The following is an 18,207-nucleotide window of genomic DNA, read 5'->3' as shown; positions in this document are numbered from 1 at the left end:
AAACCGGCCGCGGCGGCCTCGTGCCGCGCGACGCGCTCACGCGCACCGCCGCTTCGGCTTACCATGCGCATCCTGAACCAGCACGACGAACACCGATCGGGAGCCAACATGACCGACAGCAAAGCCATCACGGAACACTGGACGCACGTCGCCGACCAATGGATCGACTGGGCCGGCAGGCCGGGCCACGATGCGTTCTGGAAGTATCGTGACGGGCTGGCGGCCTACCTCGGCCGCGGCACCGGCCGCGCACTGGAGATCGGCTGCGGCGAGGGACGCGTGAGCCGCGAACTGAAGGCGCTCGGCTACGACGTGACCGCGAGCGACGCGGTGCCCGCGATGCTCGACGCCGCGCGTCGCGCGGCATCGGCGCACCGCTACGCGCTCGCCGATGCCGCCTCGCTGCCGTTCGATCCGGCCAGCTTCGACATCGTGATGGCATACAACGTGCTGATGGACCTCGACGACATGGCGGCCGCGTTGCGCGAGGCACGTCGCGTGCTGAAGCCGGGCGGGCTGCTGTTCGTGTCGCTCGTGCATCCGTTCCGCGATCGCGGCCGTTTCGCGGGGCCGCAGCCCGACGCGCCGTTCGTGCTCGAAGGCACGTATTTCGGCAGCGAGCATTTCGAGGGCGTGGAAACGCGCGACGGGCTGTCGATGCACTTCGCGGGCTGGTCGCTGCCGCTCCAGGCCTACATGGATGCGCTGGAGGCGGCCGGCTTCGCGATCGTGTCGCTGCGCGAGCCGCTGCCCGATCGCGCCGACACGGACACGCTGAAGCAGTGGTCGCGCGTGCCGCTGTTCCTGTGGATCAAGGCGCGGCCGCTGGATTGAAACCGTCGCGGCCGCGCGGCGTGCGGCGTGCGGCCTGCGGCCTGCGGCACGCCGCATGATCAGCGCGGCAAGACCTTCCGGTAGATCACGAATCCGGTTTTTTCCGCGACGGTGTCGTAGAGCCGCATCGCCGTGCGATTCGTCTCGTGCGTCTGCCAGTACACGCGTTCGGCGCGCTGCGCCTGCGCGGCGTCGTACACGGCTTCGATCAATGCGCGGCCCACGCCCTTGCCGCGTTCGCGCTCGAGCGTGAAGAGATCCTGCAGATAGCAGGTCGGCCCGGCCAGCGTCGTGCTCCGGTGATACAGGAAATGCACGAGCCCGACGAGCTGGCCGTCGCGTTCCGCGACACGCGCATGCACGGGCTCGTAGCCGTCGAAGAAGCGCGACCACGTGAGCTGCGTGATCTCGCGCGGCAGCGCGGTATCGCCGAAGCGGCCGTAGAAGCGGTTGTAGCCGTCCCACAGCGGCAGCCAGTCGTCGAAATCGTCTTCGCGCACGGGGCGCACGGTCAGGCCGGTGTCGGTAGCGTTCATGGTCGCGAACCTCTCGAGGATGGATGGAATGAAGCGTTGCCGGCACGGCCGGAAACGCGCGCAGACATCTACGATAGAAAGTTCGTGGCACCATGTGTAGACCCATGACATCCACACAATCTGGAGCCACGATGGATTACGCGTTGCTGCTGTCGACCTTCGAGCGCGAAGCGGGGCCGCACGCGGCCACGCGGATGTCGCAGCAGCAGCGGCTGTACGCGTGCCTGCGCGACGCGATCCTGAGCGGCCGGATCGCCGAGGGAACGCGGCTTGCCGCATCGCGCACGCTGGCCGACGAGCTCGGCATCGCACGCAATTCGGTGCTGTACGCGTACGAGCGGCTCGCATCGGAAGGGTTCGTGACCGGCACGCGGCAGGGCACGGTGGTCGCCCGGATGGGGTTGCGCGGGTCGCAGGTCGCCGCCGCGGCGTCCGCCGGCGCTACGGCGGCGCTGTCGCGGCGCGTCGCGCAGGCCGAGCGCGCGACGAGCGGCCTCGACGAATCGCTGCCGTTCATGCCGGGCGTGCCGGCCGTCGACGCCTTCCCGCTCGCGCAGTGGCGGCGCTGCGTCGAGCGCGCATGGCGCTCGGCGGGGCCGGCGCAGCTCGGCTATCAGTCCGCGGAAGGCGACGCGGTGCTGCGCGACGCGATCGCCGGCTATCTGCGCGCGTCGCGCGGTGTGCGCTGCGACGCCGCGCAGGTGATCGTCACCGACGGCACGCAGGGCGCGCTCGACCTGTGCGCCCGCGCGCTGGCCGACGTGGGCGATGTCGCATGGATCGAGAACCCCGGCTACCACGGCGCGCGCAACGCGTTTCTCGCGGCCGACCTGCGCGTTGAGCCGATCGGCGTCGATGCGCAGGGGCTCGCGCCGCATCCGGACGACTGGCGCGATCGTCCGCCGAAGCTCGTCTACATCACGCCGTCGCACCAATATCCGCTCGGCGCGGTGATGAGCCTCGAACGGCGGCTCGCGCTCGTCGCGCAGGCGCGCGCGGCCGGCGCATGGATCGTCGAGGACGACTACGACAGCGAGTTCCGCCACCACGGCACGCCGCACGCGGCCGTGCAGGGGCTCGCCGACGACGCGCCGGTGATCTACCTCGGTACCTTCAGCAAGGTGATGTTTCCGGCGTTGCGGCTCGGCTTCATGGTCGTGCCGCCCGCGCTTGCGCAGCCGCTGCGCGACGCGGCGGGCGCGCTGATGCTGCAGGGCCGCGCCGTCGAGCAGCGCGCGCTCGCGGATTTCATCGACGCCGGGCATTTCACGCGCCATCTGCGGCGCATGCGCCGTGTGTATGCCGAGCGGCGCGACGCACTGCACGACGCACTGGCGCGGCGGCTGAATACGCGGCTGACGGTGTCGGGCGGCGCGGGCGGCATGCATCTGTCCGCGCGGCTCGACGTGCCGGTGGCCGACACGGAACTGAGCCGCGTCGCGCAGGCGCACGGGCTGATCCTGCGGCCGCTGTCGTCGTTCTGCCTGCCGGGCACCGCGGCGGGTTACAACGGGCTCGTGCTCGGCTACGGCGGCGTGCCGGCCGAGCGGATGGACGGGCTCGCGCGGCAGATCGGCGAGATGATCGACCGCGTGCTGGCCGCGCGGTGACGGCCGTCGCGCCGTGTCGTCGCTACGTCGCTACGCCGTTACGCCGCTACGCCTCTACGCCTCTATGCCTCTATGCCTCTACGCCGTTACGCCGTTACGACACTGTGTCTCCACGCCGCCACGTCGCCACGTCGCCACGTCGTTGCATCATTGCATCGGAGCGCGACGGTCCGCTGCTCCACTTACCCGCGCATCGGCGGATTGAGCCGCGCGAACGCGTCCTGCCGGCGATACGGGAAGTGCGGATACGGCGCTTCGATCGCACTCGCCGCATCGAGCTTCGCGACTTGCGCATCGGTCAGCGACCAGCCGAGCGCACCGAGGTTCTGGCGCAACTGTTCCTCGTTGCGCGCGCCGATGATCACCGACGACACGGTCGGGCGCTGCAGCAGCCAGTTCAGCGCGATCTGCGGCACGGTCCTGCCGGTTTCCTCGGCGATCGCGTCGAGCGCGTCGACCACGTCGTACAGCCGTTCGTCGTCGACCGGCGGCCCGAAGCCGGCTGTATCGTGCAGGCGGCTGCGTTCGGGCAGCGGCGCGTGGCGGCGGATCTTGCCGGTGAGCCGGCCCCAGCCGAGCGGGCTCCACACCAGCGCGCCGAGGCCCTGGTCCGCGCCGAGCGGCATCAGGTCCCACTCGTAGTCGCGGCCGACGAGCGAGTAGTAGACCTGGTTCGCGACGTAGCGCGACCAGCCGTGCCGGTCGGCTAGCGCGAGCGATTTCATGATCTGCCAGCCCGCGAAATTCGACACGCCGATGTAGCGCAGCTTGCCCGCGCGCACGAGGTCGTCCAGCGTCGACATCACTTCCTCGACCGGCGTGGCCGCGTCGAACGCATGGAGCTGCAGCAGATCGATGTAGTCGGTATCGAGGCGGCGCAGCGCGTCGTCGACCGCGCGGATCAGCCGTGCGCGCGACGTGCCGGCGTCGTTCGGGCCATTGCCGGTCGGCAGGCCCGTCTTGGTCGAGATCAGCACCTGGTCGCGCCGGCCGTGGATCGCGGCGCCGAGCACGCGCTCGGATGCGCCGTCCGAGTACACGTCGGCGGTGTCGAACAGGTTGACGCCGGCTTCGAGGCAGATGTCGACCAGGCGGCGCGCTTCGTCGACGTCCGTGTTGCCCCAGGCGCCGAACAACGGGCCGGTGCCGCCGAACGTGCCTGCGCCGAAGCTCAGCGCGGGAACCTTGAGGCCGGAGCGGCCGAGCGTGCGGTATTCCATGGCGGGTGTCCTTTCGTCGTCGAGGCCGGCGCGAGCGGGCGTCGGCAAGGTGAGCGTTCACTCTAGCGCTTGCGGTTCATCCGGATAATTGGGCAGACTTCGAAAATATCCTTCGGAGGAAGCGAAGAATGCTGCTCGACAACCTCGCGCTGTTCCTGCGCATCGTGGAGAAGGGCGGGCTGGCCGCGGCCGGCCGCGAGGTCGGCCTGTCGCCTGCCACGGTTTCCGAGCGGCTGACGGCGCTCGAGCGCCACTACGGCGCGGCGCTGCTCACGCGCACGACCCGCGCGATCAGCCTGACCGACGAGGGCCGCACGCTGGTCGCGGGCGCGCGGCGCCTGCTCGCCGAGGCCGACGAACTCGAAAGCCGCGTGCGGCTCGGCGCGCAGACGCTGTCGGGGCCCGTGCGGCTGAGCGCGCCGGCCGATCTCGGGCAGGCGCGCGTCGTGCCGGTGGTCGACGCGTTCCTCGCCGAGCACCCGGGCGTCACGGTCGACCTGCATCTCGGCGACGGCTACGTCGATCTCGTCGGGCAGGGGCTCGACTTCGCGATCCGTCGCGGCCAGCTCGCGGACAGCGCGCTGCGCAGCCGCTCGCTCGGCCGCTCGCGCCGCGTGGTGTGCGCCGCGCCTGCGTATCTCGCCGCGCACGGCACGCCGCGGCATCCGGCCGAGCTTGCCGCGCACGACTGCATCGTGATGCGCTTCGGCCAGGAGCTGTATGCCGAGTGGCCGTTCCGTATCGACGACGAACCGAAGCGCGTGACGGTGCGTGGCCGGCGCGTCGCCAACGACGGCGCGCTCGTGCGCGCGTGGTGCGTCGCGGGGCACGGGATTGCGCTGAAGTCGCTGCTCGACGTCGAGCAGGATCTGGCGTCCGGCGCGCTGGTCGAGATCCTTCGCGAATTCTCGCCGGGCGAGGTCGACCTGCAGATCGTCTACCCGGGCGGTGCGGTGCAGCCGCGGCGCGTGCGGGCGCTGATCGAACGGCTGGCGCAGGCGTTGGCGGCGGGGTGAGCGCAACCGGATCGCGCCGCGGCCGATGCGTTCGCGCGTCAGCGTCCGACGCGATGACGCCAAATGCGGCGCAGTAGCGGAACGGGGCCGCTTCCCCCGCGACAGTGAACGCAAGATCGCCCGCGAAGCGGGTTGTCCACGTTTCGTCATTTAGCTAATATTCAAAACGTCAAACGAGACCGGAACCATGGACGACGTCACCCGCATCAGCGCACTGGCCAATGAAAGCCGTCTGGCCGTGATGCGCTGGCTCAAGCAGCCGCGCAAGCATTTCCCGCCGCAGCCTCACGGCGACTTCGACGAGCTCGGCGTGTGCTGCACGTACATCACCGAGAAGCTCGGCATCGCGCCGGCGACGACCACGCGCCACATGCGGATCCTCGCGGATGCCGGGCTCGTGCGGGCGACGCGCGTCGGCAAGTTCACGTACTACAAGCGGATCGACGATGCGCTGCATCGGTTGGGCCGCGACCTCCTGCAACTCTGATCTTCACAGAGGCAATCGACATGGATGAACTCGCCCTGCTGGCCGATGCCGACCGGCGCGCGCAAGCGTATCTCGCCGCGACCGACGAACGGCGCGCCTATCCCGACGCGGCGGCGCTCGCGGGTCTTGCGGCCTTCGACGAGCCGCTGCCCGATGCGGGCCGCCCGGCCGACGACGTGCTGCGCCTGCTCGACGACAAGGGCACGCCCGCGACCGTCGCGTCGAACGGCCCGAACTACTTCGGCTTCGTGATCGGCGCGACGCTGCCGGCCGCAGCAGCCGCCGAGCGGCTGATGCTCGCGTGGGACCAGTGCGCGTCGTCGTTCGCGAATTCGCCGGTGGCCGCGACGATCGAGCGGCAGGCCGCGCGCTGGGTCGTCGACGTGCTCGGGCTGCCGGAAGGCAGCGCGGTCGGCTTCGGCACGAGCGCGACGGCCTGCACGCTGGTCGCGCTGGTGGCCGCGCGGCGTGCGCTGCTCGCGCGCAAGGGCTGGGACGTCGACGCGGACGGCCTGATCGGCGCACCCGAGGTGAAGGTCGTGCTCTCGGAGCTCGCGCATATCACGGTGAAGAAGGCGCTGCGCGTGCTCGGCTTCGGGATGAAGCGCCTGATCGTCGCGCCGGTCGACGCGCATGGCCGCATCGACCCCGCGCAATTGCCGCCGCTCGACGACATGACGATCCTCTGCGTGCAGGCCGGCGAAGTGAACACCGGCGAATTCGATCCGTTCGCGGCGCTGATTCCGCGCGCGAAGGCCGCCGGCGCGTGGGTGCACGTGGACGGCGCGTTCGGGCTGTGGGCGCGCGCGTCGTCGAAGCGCGCGCTGACCGACGGCATCGACGGCGCGGACAGCTGGACCACCGACGGCCACAAGTGGCTCAACACGCCGTACGACGGCGCGATGGTGATCTGCCGCGACGCGGCCGCGCTCGCGACCGCGATGAACAGCGATGCCGTCTACCTGAGCGGCGCGCAGGATGCGCAGAAGAACCTGAACCTCGAATTCTCGCGGCGTGCGCGCGGCATTCCGGTGTGGGCCGCGCTGCGTGCGCTCGGCCGCGCCGGCGTGGCGACGATGGTCGAGCGGCATTGCGCACAGGCCCAGCGCGTCGCGGACGGCCTGCGCGCGGCCGGCTACGACGTGCTGAACCGTGTCGTGCTGAACCAGGTGCTCGTGCGCGCCGGCACCGACGACGAGACGATCGCGATCCTTCAGGCCGCGCAGGATTCGGGCGACGTATGGTTCGGGCAGACCGTATGGCAGGGGCGGCCGGCGTTCCGGATCAGCGTGTCGTCGTGGCGCACGGAGGACGAGCACGTCGACCGTCTCGTCGCGTTGCTGACGACGCTGCGCGGCGTGCATGTGGGTTGAGCGGCGGCGGCGAATGCGTCGCGCGCGTGCCGCCGCCGCCGGCTATCCGTATCTGGAGATGTGCAGCTCGTCTGCGTGAAAATGTCGGACAATAACGCGGCATGCGCGCCGTGCCGGCCCGGGCGGCGCGCTCAACCGCAGTATTCACGCCGACGAGATCCCCATGTCCACGACACCTCCCCGGGAGCTGCTGAAAGCCGCCGACATCGCGAAGATGGAACCGACGCGCGCGGTGCATTCGCTCAATCCCAATGCCGTTCGCCTCAAACGACAGCTCAGCGACCTGACCGGCCTCACGCAGATCGGCGCGCACCTGCTCACCCTGATGCCCGGGCACGAATCGGCCGAGTATCACCGCCACCTGTACGAGGAAGAATGCGTGTACGTGCTGTCCGGCACCGGCTCGGTCACGATCGGCGAACGCACGTGCGAAATCGGCCCGGGCGATTTCCTCGGTTTTCCGCGCGGCGGCGACGCACACACGTTGCAGAACACCGGCGAGGTGCCGCTGGAACTGTTCATCCTCGGCCAGCGCCTCGAACACGACGTCTGCGAATACCCGAGAATCGGCAAGCGGCTTTACATCGCCGGCGAGCTCGAGGATTTCGTCGACCTGCCGAAACGGCCGTAGACGGCACGCATCCGCATCGGCCGTCGTCATGCTTATGATGCGGAAACGCCACTGACAGGATTCCACGCCATGGACGCGCCGCATCCGCCGATGAATGCCCCGATTTCCGAAACGGAACCTGAAACCGAAACCGTCGCCGAGCCGCGCGCGTCGCGCGTGCATCGGCCTGTCGCGCTCGTCACCGGATCGACGTCGGGAATCGGCGCGGCCATCGCGCGACGCCTGGCGGCGGACGGCTACGCGGTGATCCTCCATTCGCGCAGTTCCGCCGACACCGGCCGCGCGATGGCGCGCGAACTCGGCGCGACCTACGTGCAGGCCGATCTCGCCGACGATGCGGAGCGCGTGCGGTTGATTCGCGACGCGCTGGCGGTGCACGGCCGCCTCGACGTGCTGGTCAACAATGCGGGCGTCAGCCGCGTGATTCCGCACGACGATCTCGCCGCCGCGACGCCCGACGTGTGGCGCGAGATGCACGAGATCAACGTGATCGCGCCGTTTCGGCTCGTCGCCGAAGCGCAGCCCGCGCTGCTCGAGGCGGCGTCGAGCGGGCGTGCCGGGTGCGTCGTCAACGTCAGCTCGCACGCCGGCGTGCGGCCGAAGGGGGCGTCGATTCCCTATGCGGCGGCGAAGGCCGCGCTGAATCACACGACTCGCTTGCTGGCGCGTACGCTCGCGCCGGCGATTCGCGTCAATGCGGTGGCGCCGGGGCTCGTCGATACGCCGCTGACCGCGGACTGGACCGACGCGCAGCAGCTCTGGCGCGAGCGCGCGCCGATGCGCCGTGCGGCGACGCCGGACGACGTCGCGCAGACGGTTGCGATGCTCGTCGCGTCCGATTATGTGACGGGCGAGATCGTGATGCTCGACGGGGGAATGAACCTGACGTGACCGGTAAAGGCTCTCCAGGTCAGCCGAGGTTCGACCGCAGCCGCGCGAGCGCCTGATCGTGCGTGCGTTCGAACTTCAGCGGCGTGACCGCGATATAGCCTTCGCCGAGCGCGGCCGTTTCCGAATCCGCATCGTCGTCGCGCGGTGCGCGCGCCAGTTTCAGCCAGTGGTATTCGATGTCGCGCGGATCGCGCCCCGACACGATGTCGACGCCTTGCAGCGTGCCGGCGCCCTGGTTCGTCACCTTCAGGCCGCGCACGTCGTCGGCCGGCCGCGCCGGGAAATTCACGTTGAGGCAGGCGTCGCTGTCCCAGCCGGCCGCGACGAGCCGGCGAATCACGTCCGGTGCGTGCGTGAGCGCCGTATGCCACGGCACCGCGTTGCGGTCGACGAACGCCTGGCTCAGCGCGATCGCCGGTACGCCGACCAGCATGCTCGTCATCGCGGCGCCGACCGTGCCGGAGAACACCGTTTCGGTGCCGAGGTTCGCGCCGCGATTGACGCCGGACAGCACGAAGTCGGGCCGCGCGTCCTTCATCAGGTGGCTGACCGCGATCGCGACGCAATCGCCCGGCGTGCCGCGCACCGCAAAACGGCGCTCGCCCTTGCGATGCACGCGCAGCGGTTCGTGCAGGCTCAGCGAATGCGACGTGCCGCTCTGGTCCTCCGCCGGCGCGACGATCCAGACTTCGCGCGCCAGTTGCGTGGCGACCTGTTCGAGCACTTCAAGGCCGGGGGCGTCGAATCCGTCGTCGTTGGTGAGCAGGACGCGGTCGAACAGCGGGCGGGTTTCTTGCATCGGGACGATCCTCGCAGGTAGGCAATGAGAGGGGAAAGGCATCGCGGGTACACCCGCAAGGCTAGCATCCCGTTGCGGCGCATGTTGTGTCGTGTCATGCCGCACCTCAGCGCACCGCACCCCGCACGCGGATACGAAAACGGGCGCATCGCGCGCCCGTCTTCCGGTTCGATGTGCCGCCCGCGTGATCCGATTACCCGAGCAGATGCCGTAGCAGGCCGGCCGACACGACGCCGACGATCACGGTCGGCAGGATCGACAGGCGGGTCGCCGCGATCAGCGTGACGGCGAGCGCGAGCAGGTCGGCCGGGCGCGTCGACACGAAGGCCGGCGCGATTACCGAGATCAGCACGCAACCCGGCACGTTTTCCATCACCGATGCCATTCGCGGGCTCAGCGTGCGGTTGCGCAGCAGCACGTAGCCGAGCACGCGCGACAGGTAGGTGGTCGACGCCATCAGCACGATGGTCGCGACCGTCGCGAAATCAGGCAGCATCGCGCGGCTCCCACAGCAGCGCGGCGATCAGCCCCGCGCACGCCCCGGCCGCGACGTACCACGCGCCGGGCACGGCCAGGTGCGTGCCGGCTGCGACGACAAGGCTCACGAACCACGGGCGGCCCGCTCGCATGCCCTTCCACATTCCGCGCAGCAGCACCAGAAACACGGCCGTAAATGCCATGTCGAAGCCGTACTGCTCGACGTTGCCGATCGTCGGGCCGACCGCAGCGCCGAGCGTCGTCATCGAGATCCACGTCAGGTACAGCCCGGAGCAGATGCCCGCGTAATAGGGGACACTGATGTGCGAGGCCGAGCGCGAGCGCGCGTCGGCGAGCGACATCGCCCAGCTTTCGTCGCACATGAAGAACAGCGCCGCGAACGCGCGGCGGCGCGGCAGGCGCCGGATGTATGGCGCGAACGCGGCACCCATCAGGATGTGGCGCGAATTCACGAGGAACGACATCGCGACGATCAGCGCGATATGCGGTGGCGACGTCCACAGATGGATCGCCGCGAATTCGGAGCCGCCGCCGAAGTTCAGGCCCGTCATCATCGGGACCTCGAGCAGGCTCAGCCCTTTTTGCGCGGCCTGTGCGCCGAGCACCAGCGCGAACGGCACGAAACCCAGCATGACGGGCAGCGCCGCGCGCAATCCGCGGCCCATCTCGGCGACATAGGCGGGCTTGTCGCGAAGCCCGGACGACGTTGAAACGCTACTGCTCATTACTCCTCCTTCGGGGGAGTAGGATTGTCTGCTTTTTTGACTCGAATCGGGTTGCGTTGCGGACCAATATTCCTGAGAATTTGGCATTGAACGAGTGATTTGCGATTTTTTTGGAATTTGATGCCAATGAAGCTGGATGCTATCGACCGGCGGATCCTGAGCGCGCTGCAGCGTGACGGCCGCATGCAGAACGTGGAACTCGCGCACGAGGTCGGGCTGTCGCCGTCGCCGTGCCTGCGGCGCGTGCGGCTGCTCGAGGAAGCGGGCGTGATCGAGAAGTACGTGGCCGTGCTGAACCCGGCGAAGGTCGGCAAGGGGCTGACGATCTTCACTCGCGTGTGGCTGAAGGGGCAGGACGCGGAATCCGTGAACCGCTTCGCCGAGGCTGTCCAGCAGATGCCGGAAGTGGTCGAATGCCACCTGATGGCCGGCGACTGCGATTTCCTGCTGCGCGTGGTGGCCGCCGACATCGACGACTACCGGCGCTTCCAGATGGAATACCTGACGCGCATCCCGGGCGTGCTGAGCGTCAAGACCGACATTCCGATGCAGAAGGTCAAGCTCACGTCGGCGCTGCCGACGTAACGCGGGCGGTTGCATGACGACGATTCGGCAAATCGTCACCGGTCGGTGACATTCGGCCGATACACTGGCGGGACGAGCCGCATCGCCGCGCACCGGCTGCATCACGGTGCGGCTTCGATGCGCAAGCAACTAACGGTCAACCGCGAGGCAATCGACGAACACGCGCGCCGTGCGCGATGCGATCCGCCGGGCGGTGCGTCTTTCTTGTCGAGCCATTCATGCAGCCATTCAACAATCCGTGGAATTCGCTGGAAATCGTCAAGCTCGTGCTCGGCGTGCTGACGCCGTTGTCGGTCGCGTGCCTGGGCTGGCTCGTCGCGCGCCGGCTGAAGCGGCTCGAGCTCGTGCAGTGGACCAACCAGCGGCTGATCGAGAAGCGGCTCACGCTGTACGACACGGTCGCGCCGCAGCTCAATGCGCTGCTGTGCTTCTACACGTGGATCGGGTACTGGAAGGACATTTCGCCGGACGACGTGATCCGCGCGAAGCGCGAACTCGACCGCACGTTTCACATCTACCGCTACCTGTTCGACGACGACGTGTACGACGCGTATCACACGTTCATCCACGCATTGTTCGAGATGCATACGGGGCCGGGCCGCGACGCTCGGATCCGTTCGCTGATCCACGCGCCGGACGGCGACCGCAGCGTGCACGGCACGTATGAATGGAAGGCGGCGTGGTCCGAGCGGTTCTCGACCGCGAACGTGGCGGACAAGGCCGATGTGGTGCGGCACTACACACGGCTGATGGAGCGGCTGCGCGTGGCGCTGGGCGCGAATCGCTGACGATTGCGCGCGCGCCGCGCGCCAGTACCGGAATTCGCTCCCGCGGGGCGCGGAGCGATTCCCCGATGCGCGATGTGGCCGCGGCTGACATGCTCGCGGTCATCCCGCTCGAGTGAGGTTCGCATGTCGATCGACACGGGTTCTCAGCTGCTCATGGTGCGCCGGCAGGGCATACGCTGGCGCCATCTTTTCGCTGTCGGTACGGTCGAGCCGGACACGATGCCGTTGCCGGTCGAACCCGAGATCGGCGACATCGTCTTCATCCGCGTGACGGTGCGGCCGTTTCTCGAAGTCGCGAGCGCGGCGGCGAGCCGCTCGTCGCGGAAAGCACGTTTCCGCTGTCGCGCGTGACGACGATGTCGCGGTTTCTCGCACGCTCGGATCGCGGCGCGTGCGTGATCGCGCGATTGAAGCCGCCGCCCGACGCCGCGCGGCGGCGCGGCCTCGTCGACGTGGCAATGCGCCGGATCGGCGTGCTCTATGACACGGGGTTTCAATCTCGCGTCACGCCGGCAGTTCTGCTCGCGTTTCGTGCGGGAAGTCGTGCGTGACGCGACCCGGATCACGCATCGTGCAGTTGCACCCGCAATTAACAATTCGGTCACGAATTTTCGTACGTGATCTAAATACATGCGAAATGTCTGTCTGTAGCATTCGGCGCTTGAGTTAAAGCTGGCGAGTGCCTCGCCGGCGAGGTCCGAATGTGTTCCATGCGAGTAGATCCTATGCAAGTCGTCGACCGTCGTCGCGTCGAAATCGGTAACGTTGAGGCGACGCGGTCACCCGGCGCCTGTTTGTATGTCGTGTCGCGTGGAGCAAGCGTGGCGCCGAGGGCCCGTCACGCATTGTGCGTTGCCCTGATCTGCGGCGGTGCTGCGGGCCTGTTCGGGTCGGCACACGCGCAAGTCCCGGACGCGGGTCGCGCGATGCGCGACATCGAGGCGCCGCGTCCGGATCTGCCGGCGGAAACCACGCCCGAGCTGACGGTACCGCCGTCTCAAGAGGCCGCCGAGAGCGCGCCGGAGTCCGGGCCGCGCGTGTTCGTTCGCGCGTTCGCGCTCGACGGCAATACCGTGTTCGCCAGCGACAAACTGCTGCCGCTCGTCGCCGATCTGGCTGGCGGCACGTTGAGTTTCGCGGAACTGCAACGCGCTGCGGGGCGCATCACCGCGTACTATCGCCGCCATGGCTACGTGCTTGCACGTGCATACCTGCCTCGCCAGGACATCGACGACGGCGTCGTGCGTATCGAGATCGCCGAAGGGCGCTACGGCGAAATCAAGATCCAGAACCATTCGCGCGTGTTCGGCGTCGCGCTGCGCCAGCCGCTCTCGGCGCTGCGTCCGGGCGATGTCGTACGCGGGCCCGATCTCGAGCGCCGCCTGTTGCTGCTCGACGACCTGGCCGGCGTCAGTGCGCGCGGCACGTTGCGTCCGGGCGAAATGCCCGGCACCACCGATCTCGTCGTCGACGCCGACAAAGGGCCGCTCGCGTCCGGATCGCTCGAATTCGACAACTTCGGCGACGTAGCGCTCGGGCGCTACCGTCTCGGCGCCAGTGTCGACGTCAATTCACCGCTGCGGCTCGGGGATCGCCTGAGCGTGCGTGGGCTCCTCAGCAACGGGTTGCAGCGCTACTACCGTGCCGCTTACCAGGTACCGGTCGGGCCCGCGTCGACGCGGGTCGGCGTCGCGTATTCGTCGCTGCGCTACCGGCTCGGCGGCGCTTTTTCCGATCTCGAATCTCAAGGCCGCGCGAGCGTACAAACCGCGTACGTGACGCAGCCGCTCGTGCGCGCGCGCAACCTGAGCGTCACCGCGCAGATCCAGTACGAAAACAAGAACCTGCGCGACGACTACGGCATATTCGACGTCCGGCGCGACAAGAACGTCGGCCTGTGGACCTTCGGCGTCAGCGGCAATAGTCAGGACGGCTTGCTGGGCGGCGGCCGCAACGGGTTCTCGGTGATGTTCGGCATCGGACGGCTGCGCAACAACGATCCGTTCGGGGCGGATACGTGGAAGAAGTCGATCGGAAGTTTTGCCAAGCTGAATGTGAGCGCGCTGCGTGTGCAGGCGCTGGGGCGCCGGTTCGAGTTGTACACGCAATTCAGCGCGCAGCTTGCATCGCGCAACCTCGATGAATCGGAGAAGTTCAGTCTTGGCGGCCCGTACGGCGTGCGCGCGTATGCGCTCGGTGCCGGCAGCGGCGACCAGGGCTGGCAGGCCAGCGCGGAGTTGCGTTATCTCGTCGCGCCGGGGTGGCAGGTCAGCACATTCGTCGATGCCGGGCGCGTGCAGGACAACAAGCACCCGTGGACGCACGAACGAAACATGCAGAACATGCAGGCCGGTGGCATTGGCGCGAGCTGGTACGGCGCGAAGCGCCAGGTGACGCTGACGGCCGCGTGGCCGCTCGGCGCGGCGTTCGGTTCGCCGACCCCCGCGCCGAGCGTATGGGTTCAGGCCGCTCAGTATTTCTGAGCAGGCGTGATCGGTCCGTCTGGCAAGGCGGGGCTTCCACAACAAATTAAAGAGGATACCAAAATGAACAGGGCCTATTCATTGGTATGGAACGAAGCGCAGGGTGGCTGGTGCGCGGTCGGGGAAACGGCGCGCCGTCGCGGCAAGTCGAGCGGCGGCAAGCGTCTGCTCGCGGCGGGCGTGTCGCTGCTGGGGCTGGTGGCGTCGGGTGCGTACGCGTTGCCGACGGGCGCCGACATCAAGTCCGGCCAGGCGGACATCGCGACGTCGGCGGACAACAAGACGATGTCGATCAACCAGCACACGGACAAGCTGATCACGAACTGGCAGGACTTCAGCGTGGACAGCGGCGAGCGTGTGTCGTTCAAGCAGCCGACGAACCAGTCGATCGCGCTGAACCGGGTGATCGGTGCGAACGGCAGCCAGATTCACGGCCAGCTGGACGCGAACGGTCGCGTGTTCCTGGTGAACCCGAACGGGGTGCTGTTCGGCGCGGGCGCGCAGGTGAACGTGGGCGGGCTGGTGGCGTCGACGCAGAACCTGTCGGACGCGGATTTCCTGGCGGGCCGCTACCGGTTCGCGGGCACGTCTGGCCAGTCGGTGCAGAACGCGGGGACGATCACGGCGGCGGATGGCGGCAGCGTTGCGCTGCTGGGCGCGCGAGTGTCGAACACGGGCGTGATCCGCGCGCAGATGGGTCGCGTGGCGCTGGGCGCGGGCAATGCGTTCAACGTGAACTTCGACGGTAACGGGCTGCTGAACCTGCAGGTGGAAAGCGGTGCGGTGGACGCGCAGGCCGAGAACGGCGGGCTGCTGAAGGCGGACGGCGGTGAAGTGTTGATGACGGCGCGCGCGGCAGGCGATCTGCTGGGCTCGGTGGTGAAGAACAGCGGGACGATCGAGGCGAAGGGGTTGAGCAATCACGCCGGGAAGATCACGCTGGACGGCGGTCAGGTGCAAGTGGCGGGCAAGCTGGATGCAAGCGCGCAGGACGCATCGACGGCGGGCGGCACGGTGACGACGCGCGGCGAGCGGGTGACGGTGTCGCGCGACGTGCAGGTGGATACGCGCGCGGCGTCGGGCAAGGCGGGCCTGTGGACGATCGAGGCGGCCAACGCGGGAGTCGGCTCGGCCACCAAGCGCGGTCTCGTCATTGGAGGCGGGATCAATGGCAATAGCGGCAACGGCAACGCCGACGCCGCGATCGACGGCGAAACGCTGTCGCGCAACCTGGGCACGACGAACGTGGCGCTGACCAACACGTCGGGGGACCTGACGGTGGGCGACGCGGTGACGTGGGCGAGCGACAACACGCTGGCGCTGACGTCGCGCCAGGGCAACGTCAACCTGAACCGCGCACTGAACGCGAGCGGCGCGAACGCGGGCGTGACGTTGAACGCGGCGCGTGAGATTCGACTCGCGGACAAGCTGACATTGACGGGCGAAAACGCGCACCTCGAGCTGAACTCGGGCAGCGGCCACACGCTGACGAACGACGACGCGGTGGTCACGCTGTCGGGGCGCAATGCGTCGTTCTCGGCGAACGGCGAAGCGTATCGGGTGATTCACGATCTCGCGGGGCTGCGCGATGTCGAAAGCAACATGGACGGCCGCTACGTGCTGGGCAATCTGATCGACGGCAAGGGTGCGCAGTTCCGCAGCCTCGGCGGCGACAAGTACGGGTTCAGCGGTGTGTTCGACGGTCTGGGCAATACCGTTCGCGACCTGTCGGTCTCGAACCCGGGCGCGGCGCTCGTCGGGTTGTTCGCGGGCAATTCGGGCCGTATCGCCAACCTCACGCTCGACAAATTCAAGGTGCGGGCATCCGCACCGGTCGACGGCAGGCCTGCCATCGTCGGCGCATTGACCGGCTACAACATGGGGGGCGTCATCACGAACGTGAAGGCGAAGGACGTCCTGGTCAGCGGCAGCGGCCGCGCGATTGTCGGCGGTCTGGTCGGCAGCAACCTGAGCGGAAAGATCGATCGTGCATTCGTTTCCGGCCGTGTCCAGGGTGACAAGGATGCGCTGGCCGTCGGCGGTCTGGCTGGCGAAAACCTCACCGTCATCTGGCCGTATATCGGGGAGGCGAGCATCAGCAACAGCCAGGTCGACGTACAGGTCAGCAGCGAGTCGGCAGGCGTGACGGGCGGCCTGGTCGGTATCAACCGGGGCAACATCTCGGCGGTGAAGGTAGCAGGCACCGTTACCGCCCTGGCCCGCGGCGCACGCGTCGGCGGCGTCGCCGGCTACAACGACAGCGGGGCAATCAGGGCTGCTTCGTCGTCTGCGAGCGTGCGTGCCGGCCATGATGCGACGGCGGGCGGCCTCGTCGGCTACAACCGCGCGTCGATCGAGGCATCCGACGCGACCGGCGACGTCACCGTGGGTGACAACGCCAAGGCGGGTGGCCTGGTCGGGGAAAACGACGGCAAGATCGATTCGTCGACGGCGGGCGGCAAGGTCGTTGCCGGTGCGTCGAGCGTGGTTGGCGGTCTCGTCGGCGTCAACCGTGCGACGATACTGGCTTCGAGGGCCAGCGGCAGCGTTCAGGCCGGCAATGGCGCGGTGGCGGGCGGTCTCGTCGGGGATAACGCGGGCTCGATCAAGTCGTCCACCGCGAACAGCGACGTCTCGACCGGCGACGACAGCCAACTGGGCGGCCTCGTCGGCCGCAACCGCAGCACGGGCACGGTGGTCGCATCGAATGCGCACGGTACGGTGAAAGGTCGCAACAACGTGAAGGCCGGTGGTCTCGTCGGCTGGAACGACGGCAAGATCGACGGTTCGTCGGCCGATGGCAAGGTCAAGGTCGGCAAGCTGAGCTTGGCGGGTGGCCTGGTCGGCGCCAACATCGGCAGCGTGAATGCTTCGTCGGCGGCCGGCAGCGTATCGACCGGCGAGAACGGCGTCGCAGGCGGGCTCGTCGGCTGGAATACCGGCCGGGTGATGAGTTCCAGCGCGCGCGGGGACGTCGACATTGCCGGGTCGGGCATCGCAGGCGGCCTGATCGGGCGCAACGAAGGCGAGGTGCAGGCGTCGAGCGCGTCGGGTGACGTCGTCGCGGGCGACGACAGCTACGTCGGCGGCCTGGTCGGCCATAACTACATGGGCGCGTCGATCAATGCATCCAGCGCATCCGGTTCGGCGAAGGGCGGCGATCGCAGTGTGGTCGGCGGTCTCGTCGGGAAAAACGACGGCAAGATCGCGTCGGGGTCGTCCACGGGGCGGGTGTCCGGCGGGCAGAATGCGTGGCTGGGCGGCCTGACAGGCGCAAACTTCGGCTCCGTCGATAATTCGAACTCGGGAAGCAGTGTTGACTACAAGGCCGGCTACACCCAGTTCTACGGCGGGCTGGCCGGTGTCAACGGCGGCCAGATGCGCGGCAATGGCGTGAACGGAGGCGCAGCCAAGGTGCCGCTCGCGGGTATCAATTTCGGCACCATCCGGAACTGATCGGTCTCGCGTAGGGAGGCGGCGGTCGTTGCAGCGACATCCGCTTCCCGGGCACGTCGTGTTGTCGCGACGTCGATCCGAGGCCCGTTCGGCATGTGTGCCGGATGGGCCGGCCGAACGGCGATGGTGTCTCGTGCACCATCGCCGGCTCGGCCTTCGTCGAAGCGAAGCTTTTCATGAGGCTTCACGCCGATCCGCGAAACCTCCCCTCTTCTGCCGACTCGGCCGGACAATCGTCGGAACGGTTCGTATTCGCTCTGTCAACGCGCAGCAGG

At 68.4% G+C, this 18,207-nt stretch carries 16 protein-coding genes and 1 pseudogene; 12 read left to right on the top strand and 5 right to left on the bottom strand.

The features are described 5' to 3' along the window. The first annotated feature begins 108 nt into the window (after positions 1 to 108). Entirely contained in the window at positions 109 to 834 is a 726-nt protein-coding gene (locus tag DIE02_RS15185) for a class I SAM-dependent methyltransferase (RefSeq protein ID WP_124529310.1), read from the top strand. A gap of 59 nt (positions 835 to 893) precedes the next feature. Here DIE02_RS15185 and DIE02_RS15180 read toward each other — a convergent pair whose 3' ends face one another. Further along, positions 894 to 1,370: a GNAT family N-acetyltransferase gene (locus DIE02_RS15180; RefSeq protein ID WP_124529308.1), complete on the bottom strand. Its 477-nt coding sequence runs from the start codon at positions 1,368 to 1,370 to the stop codon at positions 894 to 896. 131 nt (positions 1,371 to 1,501) lie between these two features. On the opposite strand from DIE02_RS15180, the gene DIE02_RS15175 reads away from it, so the two are divergent. Further along, the gene (locus DIE02_RS15175) at positions 1,502 to 2,980 is read left to right on the top strand and encodes a PLP-dependent aminotransferase family protein (protein WP_124529306.1); all 1,479 of its coding nucleotides are present in this window, start codon (positions 1,502 to 1,504) and stop codon (positions 2,978 to 2,980) included. A gap of 182 nt (positions 2,981 to 3,162) precedes the next feature. On the opposite strand, the gene DIE02_RS15170 is transcribed toward DIE02_RS15175, so the two are convergent. Next, positions 3,163 to 4,200 carry an aldo/keto reductase gene (locus DIE02_RS15170; protein ID WP_124529304.1) on the bottom strand — a complete coding sequence of 346 codons (1,038 nt, stop codon included), beginning with the start codon at positions 4,198 to 4,200 and terminating at the stop codon, positions 3,163 to 3,165. A 128-nt stretch (positions 4,201 to 4,328) separates the two neighbouring features. On the opposite strand from DIE02_RS15170, the gene DIE02_RS15165 reads away from it, so the two are divergent. The 5 genes from DIE02_RS15165 (at position 4,329) to DIE02_RS15145 (ending at position 8,598) form a co-directional block, all read left to right on the top strand. Beyond that, positions 4,329 to 5,216: a LysR family transcriptional regulator gene (locus DIE02_RS15165; protein ID WP_124487070.1), complete on the top strand. Its 888-nt coding sequence runs from the start codon at positions 4,329 to 4,331 to the stop codon at positions 5,214 to 5,216. A 187-nt stretch (positions 5,217 to 5,403) separates the two neighbouring features. Beyond that, entirely contained in the window at positions 5,404 to 5,703 is a 300-nt protein-coding gene (locus tag DIE02_RS15160; protein ID WP_040139054.1) for a helix-turn-helix transcriptional regulator, read from the top strand. Positions 5,704 to 5,723: 20 nt separating this feature from the next. Further along, positions 5,724 to 7,076, top strand: coding sequence for a pyridoxal-dependent decarboxylase (locus tag DIE02_RS15155; protein ID WP_124529302.1), 1,353 nt, complete (start codon positions 5,724 to 5,726; stop codon positions 7,074 to 7,076). A 163-nt stretch (positions 7,077 to 7,239) separates the two neighbouring features. Continuing rightward, positions 7,240 to 7,707, top strand: coding sequence for a cupin domain-containing protein (locus tag DIE02_RS15150; RefSeq protein ID WP_044845430.1), 468 nt, complete (start codon positions 7,240 to 7,242; stop codon positions 7,705 to 7,707). 69 nt (positions 7,708 to 7,776) lie between these two features. Continuing rightward, positions 7,777 to 8,598 (top strand): SDR family NAD(P)-dependent oxidoreductase, encoded by an 822-nt coding sequence (locus DIE02_RS15145; protein ID WP_124529300.1) that lies wholly within the window; start codon positions 7,777 to 7,779, stop codon positions 8,596 to 8,598. A gap of 19 nt (positions 8,599 to 8,617) precedes the next feature. On the opposite strand, the gene surE is transcribed toward DIE02_RS15145, so the two are convergent. The 3 genes from surE to DIE02_RS15130 all read right to left on the bottom strand — a co-directional run bounded on the left by surE (position 8,618) and on the right by DIE02_RS15130 (position 10,620). Next, positions 8,618 to 9,397 (bottom strand): 5'/3'-nucleotidase SurE, encoded by a 780-nt coding sequence (gene surE / locus DIE02_RS15140; protein WP_124487067.1) that lies wholly within the window; start codon positions 9,395 to 9,397, stop codon positions 8,618 to 8,620. Positions 9,398 to 9,590: 193 nt separating this feature from the next. Beyond that, positions 9,591 to 9,893, bottom strand: a complete 303-nt coding sequence (locus DIE02_RS15135) for an AzlD family protein (RefSeq protein WP_162999222.1) — start codon at positions 9,891 to 9,893, stop codon at positions 9,591 to 9,593. Continuing rightward, positions 9,883 to 10,620 carry an AzlC family ABC transporter permease gene (locus tag DIE02_RS15130; protein ID WP_124487066.1) on the bottom strand — a complete coding sequence of 246 codons (738 nt, stop codon included), beginning with the start codon at positions 10,618 to 10,620 and terminating at the stop codon, positions 9,883 to 9,885. The genes DIE02_RS15135 and DIE02_RS15130 overlap by 11 nt, the downstream gene beginning before the upstream one ends. Positions 10,621 to 10,746: 126 nt before the next feature. On the opposite strand from DIE02_RS15130, the gene DIE02_RS15125 reads away from it, so the two are divergent. The 5 genes and pseudogenes from DIE02_RS15125 to DIE02_RS15105 all read left to right on the top strand — a co-directional run bounded on the left by DIE02_RS15125 (position 10,747) and on the right by DIE02_RS15105 (position 17,932). Beyond that, positions 10,747 to 11,205, top strand: a complete 459-nt coding sequence (locus DIE02_RS15125) for an Lrp/AsnC family transcriptional regulator (RefSeq protein WP_006486309.1) — start codon at positions 10,747 to 10,749, stop codon at positions 11,203 to 11,205. Positions 11,206 to 11,423: 218 nt separating this feature from the next. Next, on the top strand, positions 11,424 to 11,993 hold the full coding sequence (locus tag DIE02_RS15120; protein WP_124520883.1) for a hypothetical protein: 570 nt from the start codon (positions 11,424 to 11,426) through the stop codon (positions 11,991 to 11,993). 123 nt (positions 11,994 to 12,116) lie between these two features. Next, positions 12,117 to 12,557, top strand: a pseudogene (locus tag DIE02_RS36330) (YiiX/YebB-like N1pC/P60 family cysteine hydrolase); the annotation flags it as partial. Between the two features lie 362 nt (positions 12,558 to 12,919). Then, positions 12,920 to 14,476, top strand: a complete 1,557-nt coding sequence (locus DIE02_RS15110; protein WP_260434406.1) for a ShlB/FhaC/HecB family hemolysin secretion/activation protein — start codon at positions 12,920 to 12,922, stop codon at positions 14,474 to 14,476. Between the two features lie 63 nt (positions 14,477 to 14,539). Further along, entirely contained in the window at positions 14,540 to 17,932 is a 3,393-nt protein-coding gene (locus DIE02_RS15105; RefSeq protein ID WP_124529406.1) for a filamentous hemagglutinin N-terminal domain-containing protein, read from the top strand. Positions 17,933 to 18,207 lie beyond the last annotated feature (275 nt).

The organism is Burkholderia sp. Bp8991 (genome assembly GCF_003853795.1).
Lineage (GTDB): Bacteria > Pseudomonadota > Gammaproteobacteria > Burkholderiales > Burkholderiaceae > Burkholderia.
Note: the sequence above shows the minus strand (reverse complement) of the source record. Positions and strands in the feature narration are given on the sequence as shown.

Bases quoted from the DNA above. Each gene is read 5' to 3' on its own strand.
- DIE02_RS15130 (WP_124487066.1), bottom strand. From the start codon at position 10,620: ATGAGCAGTAGCGTTTCAACGTCGTCCGGGCTTCGCGACAAGCCCGCC.
- DIE02_RS15135 (WP_162999222.1), bottom strand. From the start codon at position 9,893: ATGCTGCCTGATTTCGCGACGGTCGCGACCATCGTGCTGATGGCGTCG.
- DIE02_RS15185 (WP_124529310.1), top strand. From the start codon at position 109: ATGACCGACAGCAAAGCCATCACGGAACACTGGACGCACGTCGCCGAC.
- surE (WP_124487067.1), bottom strand. From the start codon at position 9,397: ATGCAAGAAACCCGCCCGCTGTTCGACCGCGTCCTGCTCACCAACGAC.
- DIE02_RS15150 (WP_044845430.1), top strand. From the start codon at position 7,240: ATGTCCACGACACCTCCCCGGGAGCTGCTGAAAGCCGCCGACATCGCG.
- DIE02_RS15160 (WP_040139054.1), top strand. From the start codon at position 5,404: ATGGACGACGTCACCCGCATCAGCGCACTGGCCAATGAAAGCCGTCTG.
- DIE02_RS15170 (WP_124529304.1), bottom strand. From the start codon at position 4,200: ATGGAATACCGCACGCTCGGCCGCTCCGGCCTCAAGGTTCCCGCGCTG.
- DIE02_RS15120 (WP_124520883.1), top strand. From the start codon at position 11,424: ATGCAGCCATTCAACAATCCGTGGAATTCGCTGGAAATCGTCAAGCTC.
- DIE02_RS15110 (WP_260434406.1), top strand. From the start codon at position 12,920: ATGCGCGACATCGAGGCGCCGCGTCCGGATCTGCCGGCGGAAACCACG.
- DIE02_RS15165 (WP_124487070.1), top strand. From the start codon at position 4,329: ATGCTGCTCGACAACCTCGCGCTGTTCCTGCGCATCGTGGAGAAGGGC.
- DIE02_RS15105 (WP_124529406.1), top strand. From the start codon at position 14,540: ATGAACAGGGCCTATTCATTGGTATGGAACGAAGCGCAGGGTGGCTGG.
- DIE02_RS15145 (WP_124529300.1), top strand. From the start codon at position 7,777: ATGGACGCGCCGCATCCGCCGATGAATGCCCCGATTTCCGAAACGGAA.
- DIE02_RS15180 (WP_124529308.1), bottom strand. From the start codon at position 1,370: ATGAACGCTACCGACACCGGCCTGACCGTGCGCCCCGTGCGCGAAGAC.
- DIE02_RS15125 (WP_006486309.1), top strand. From the start codon at position 10,747: ATGAAGCTGGATGCTATCGACCGGCGGATCCTGAGCGCGCTGCAGCGT.
- DIE02_RS15155 (WP_124529302.1), top strand. From the start codon at position 5,724: ATGGATGAACTCGCCCTGCTGGCCGATGCCGACCGGCGCGCGCAAGCG.
- DIE02_RS15175 (WP_124529306.1), top strand. From the start codon at position 1,502: ATGGATTACGCGTTGCTGCTGTCGACCTTCGAGCGCGAAGCGGGGCCG.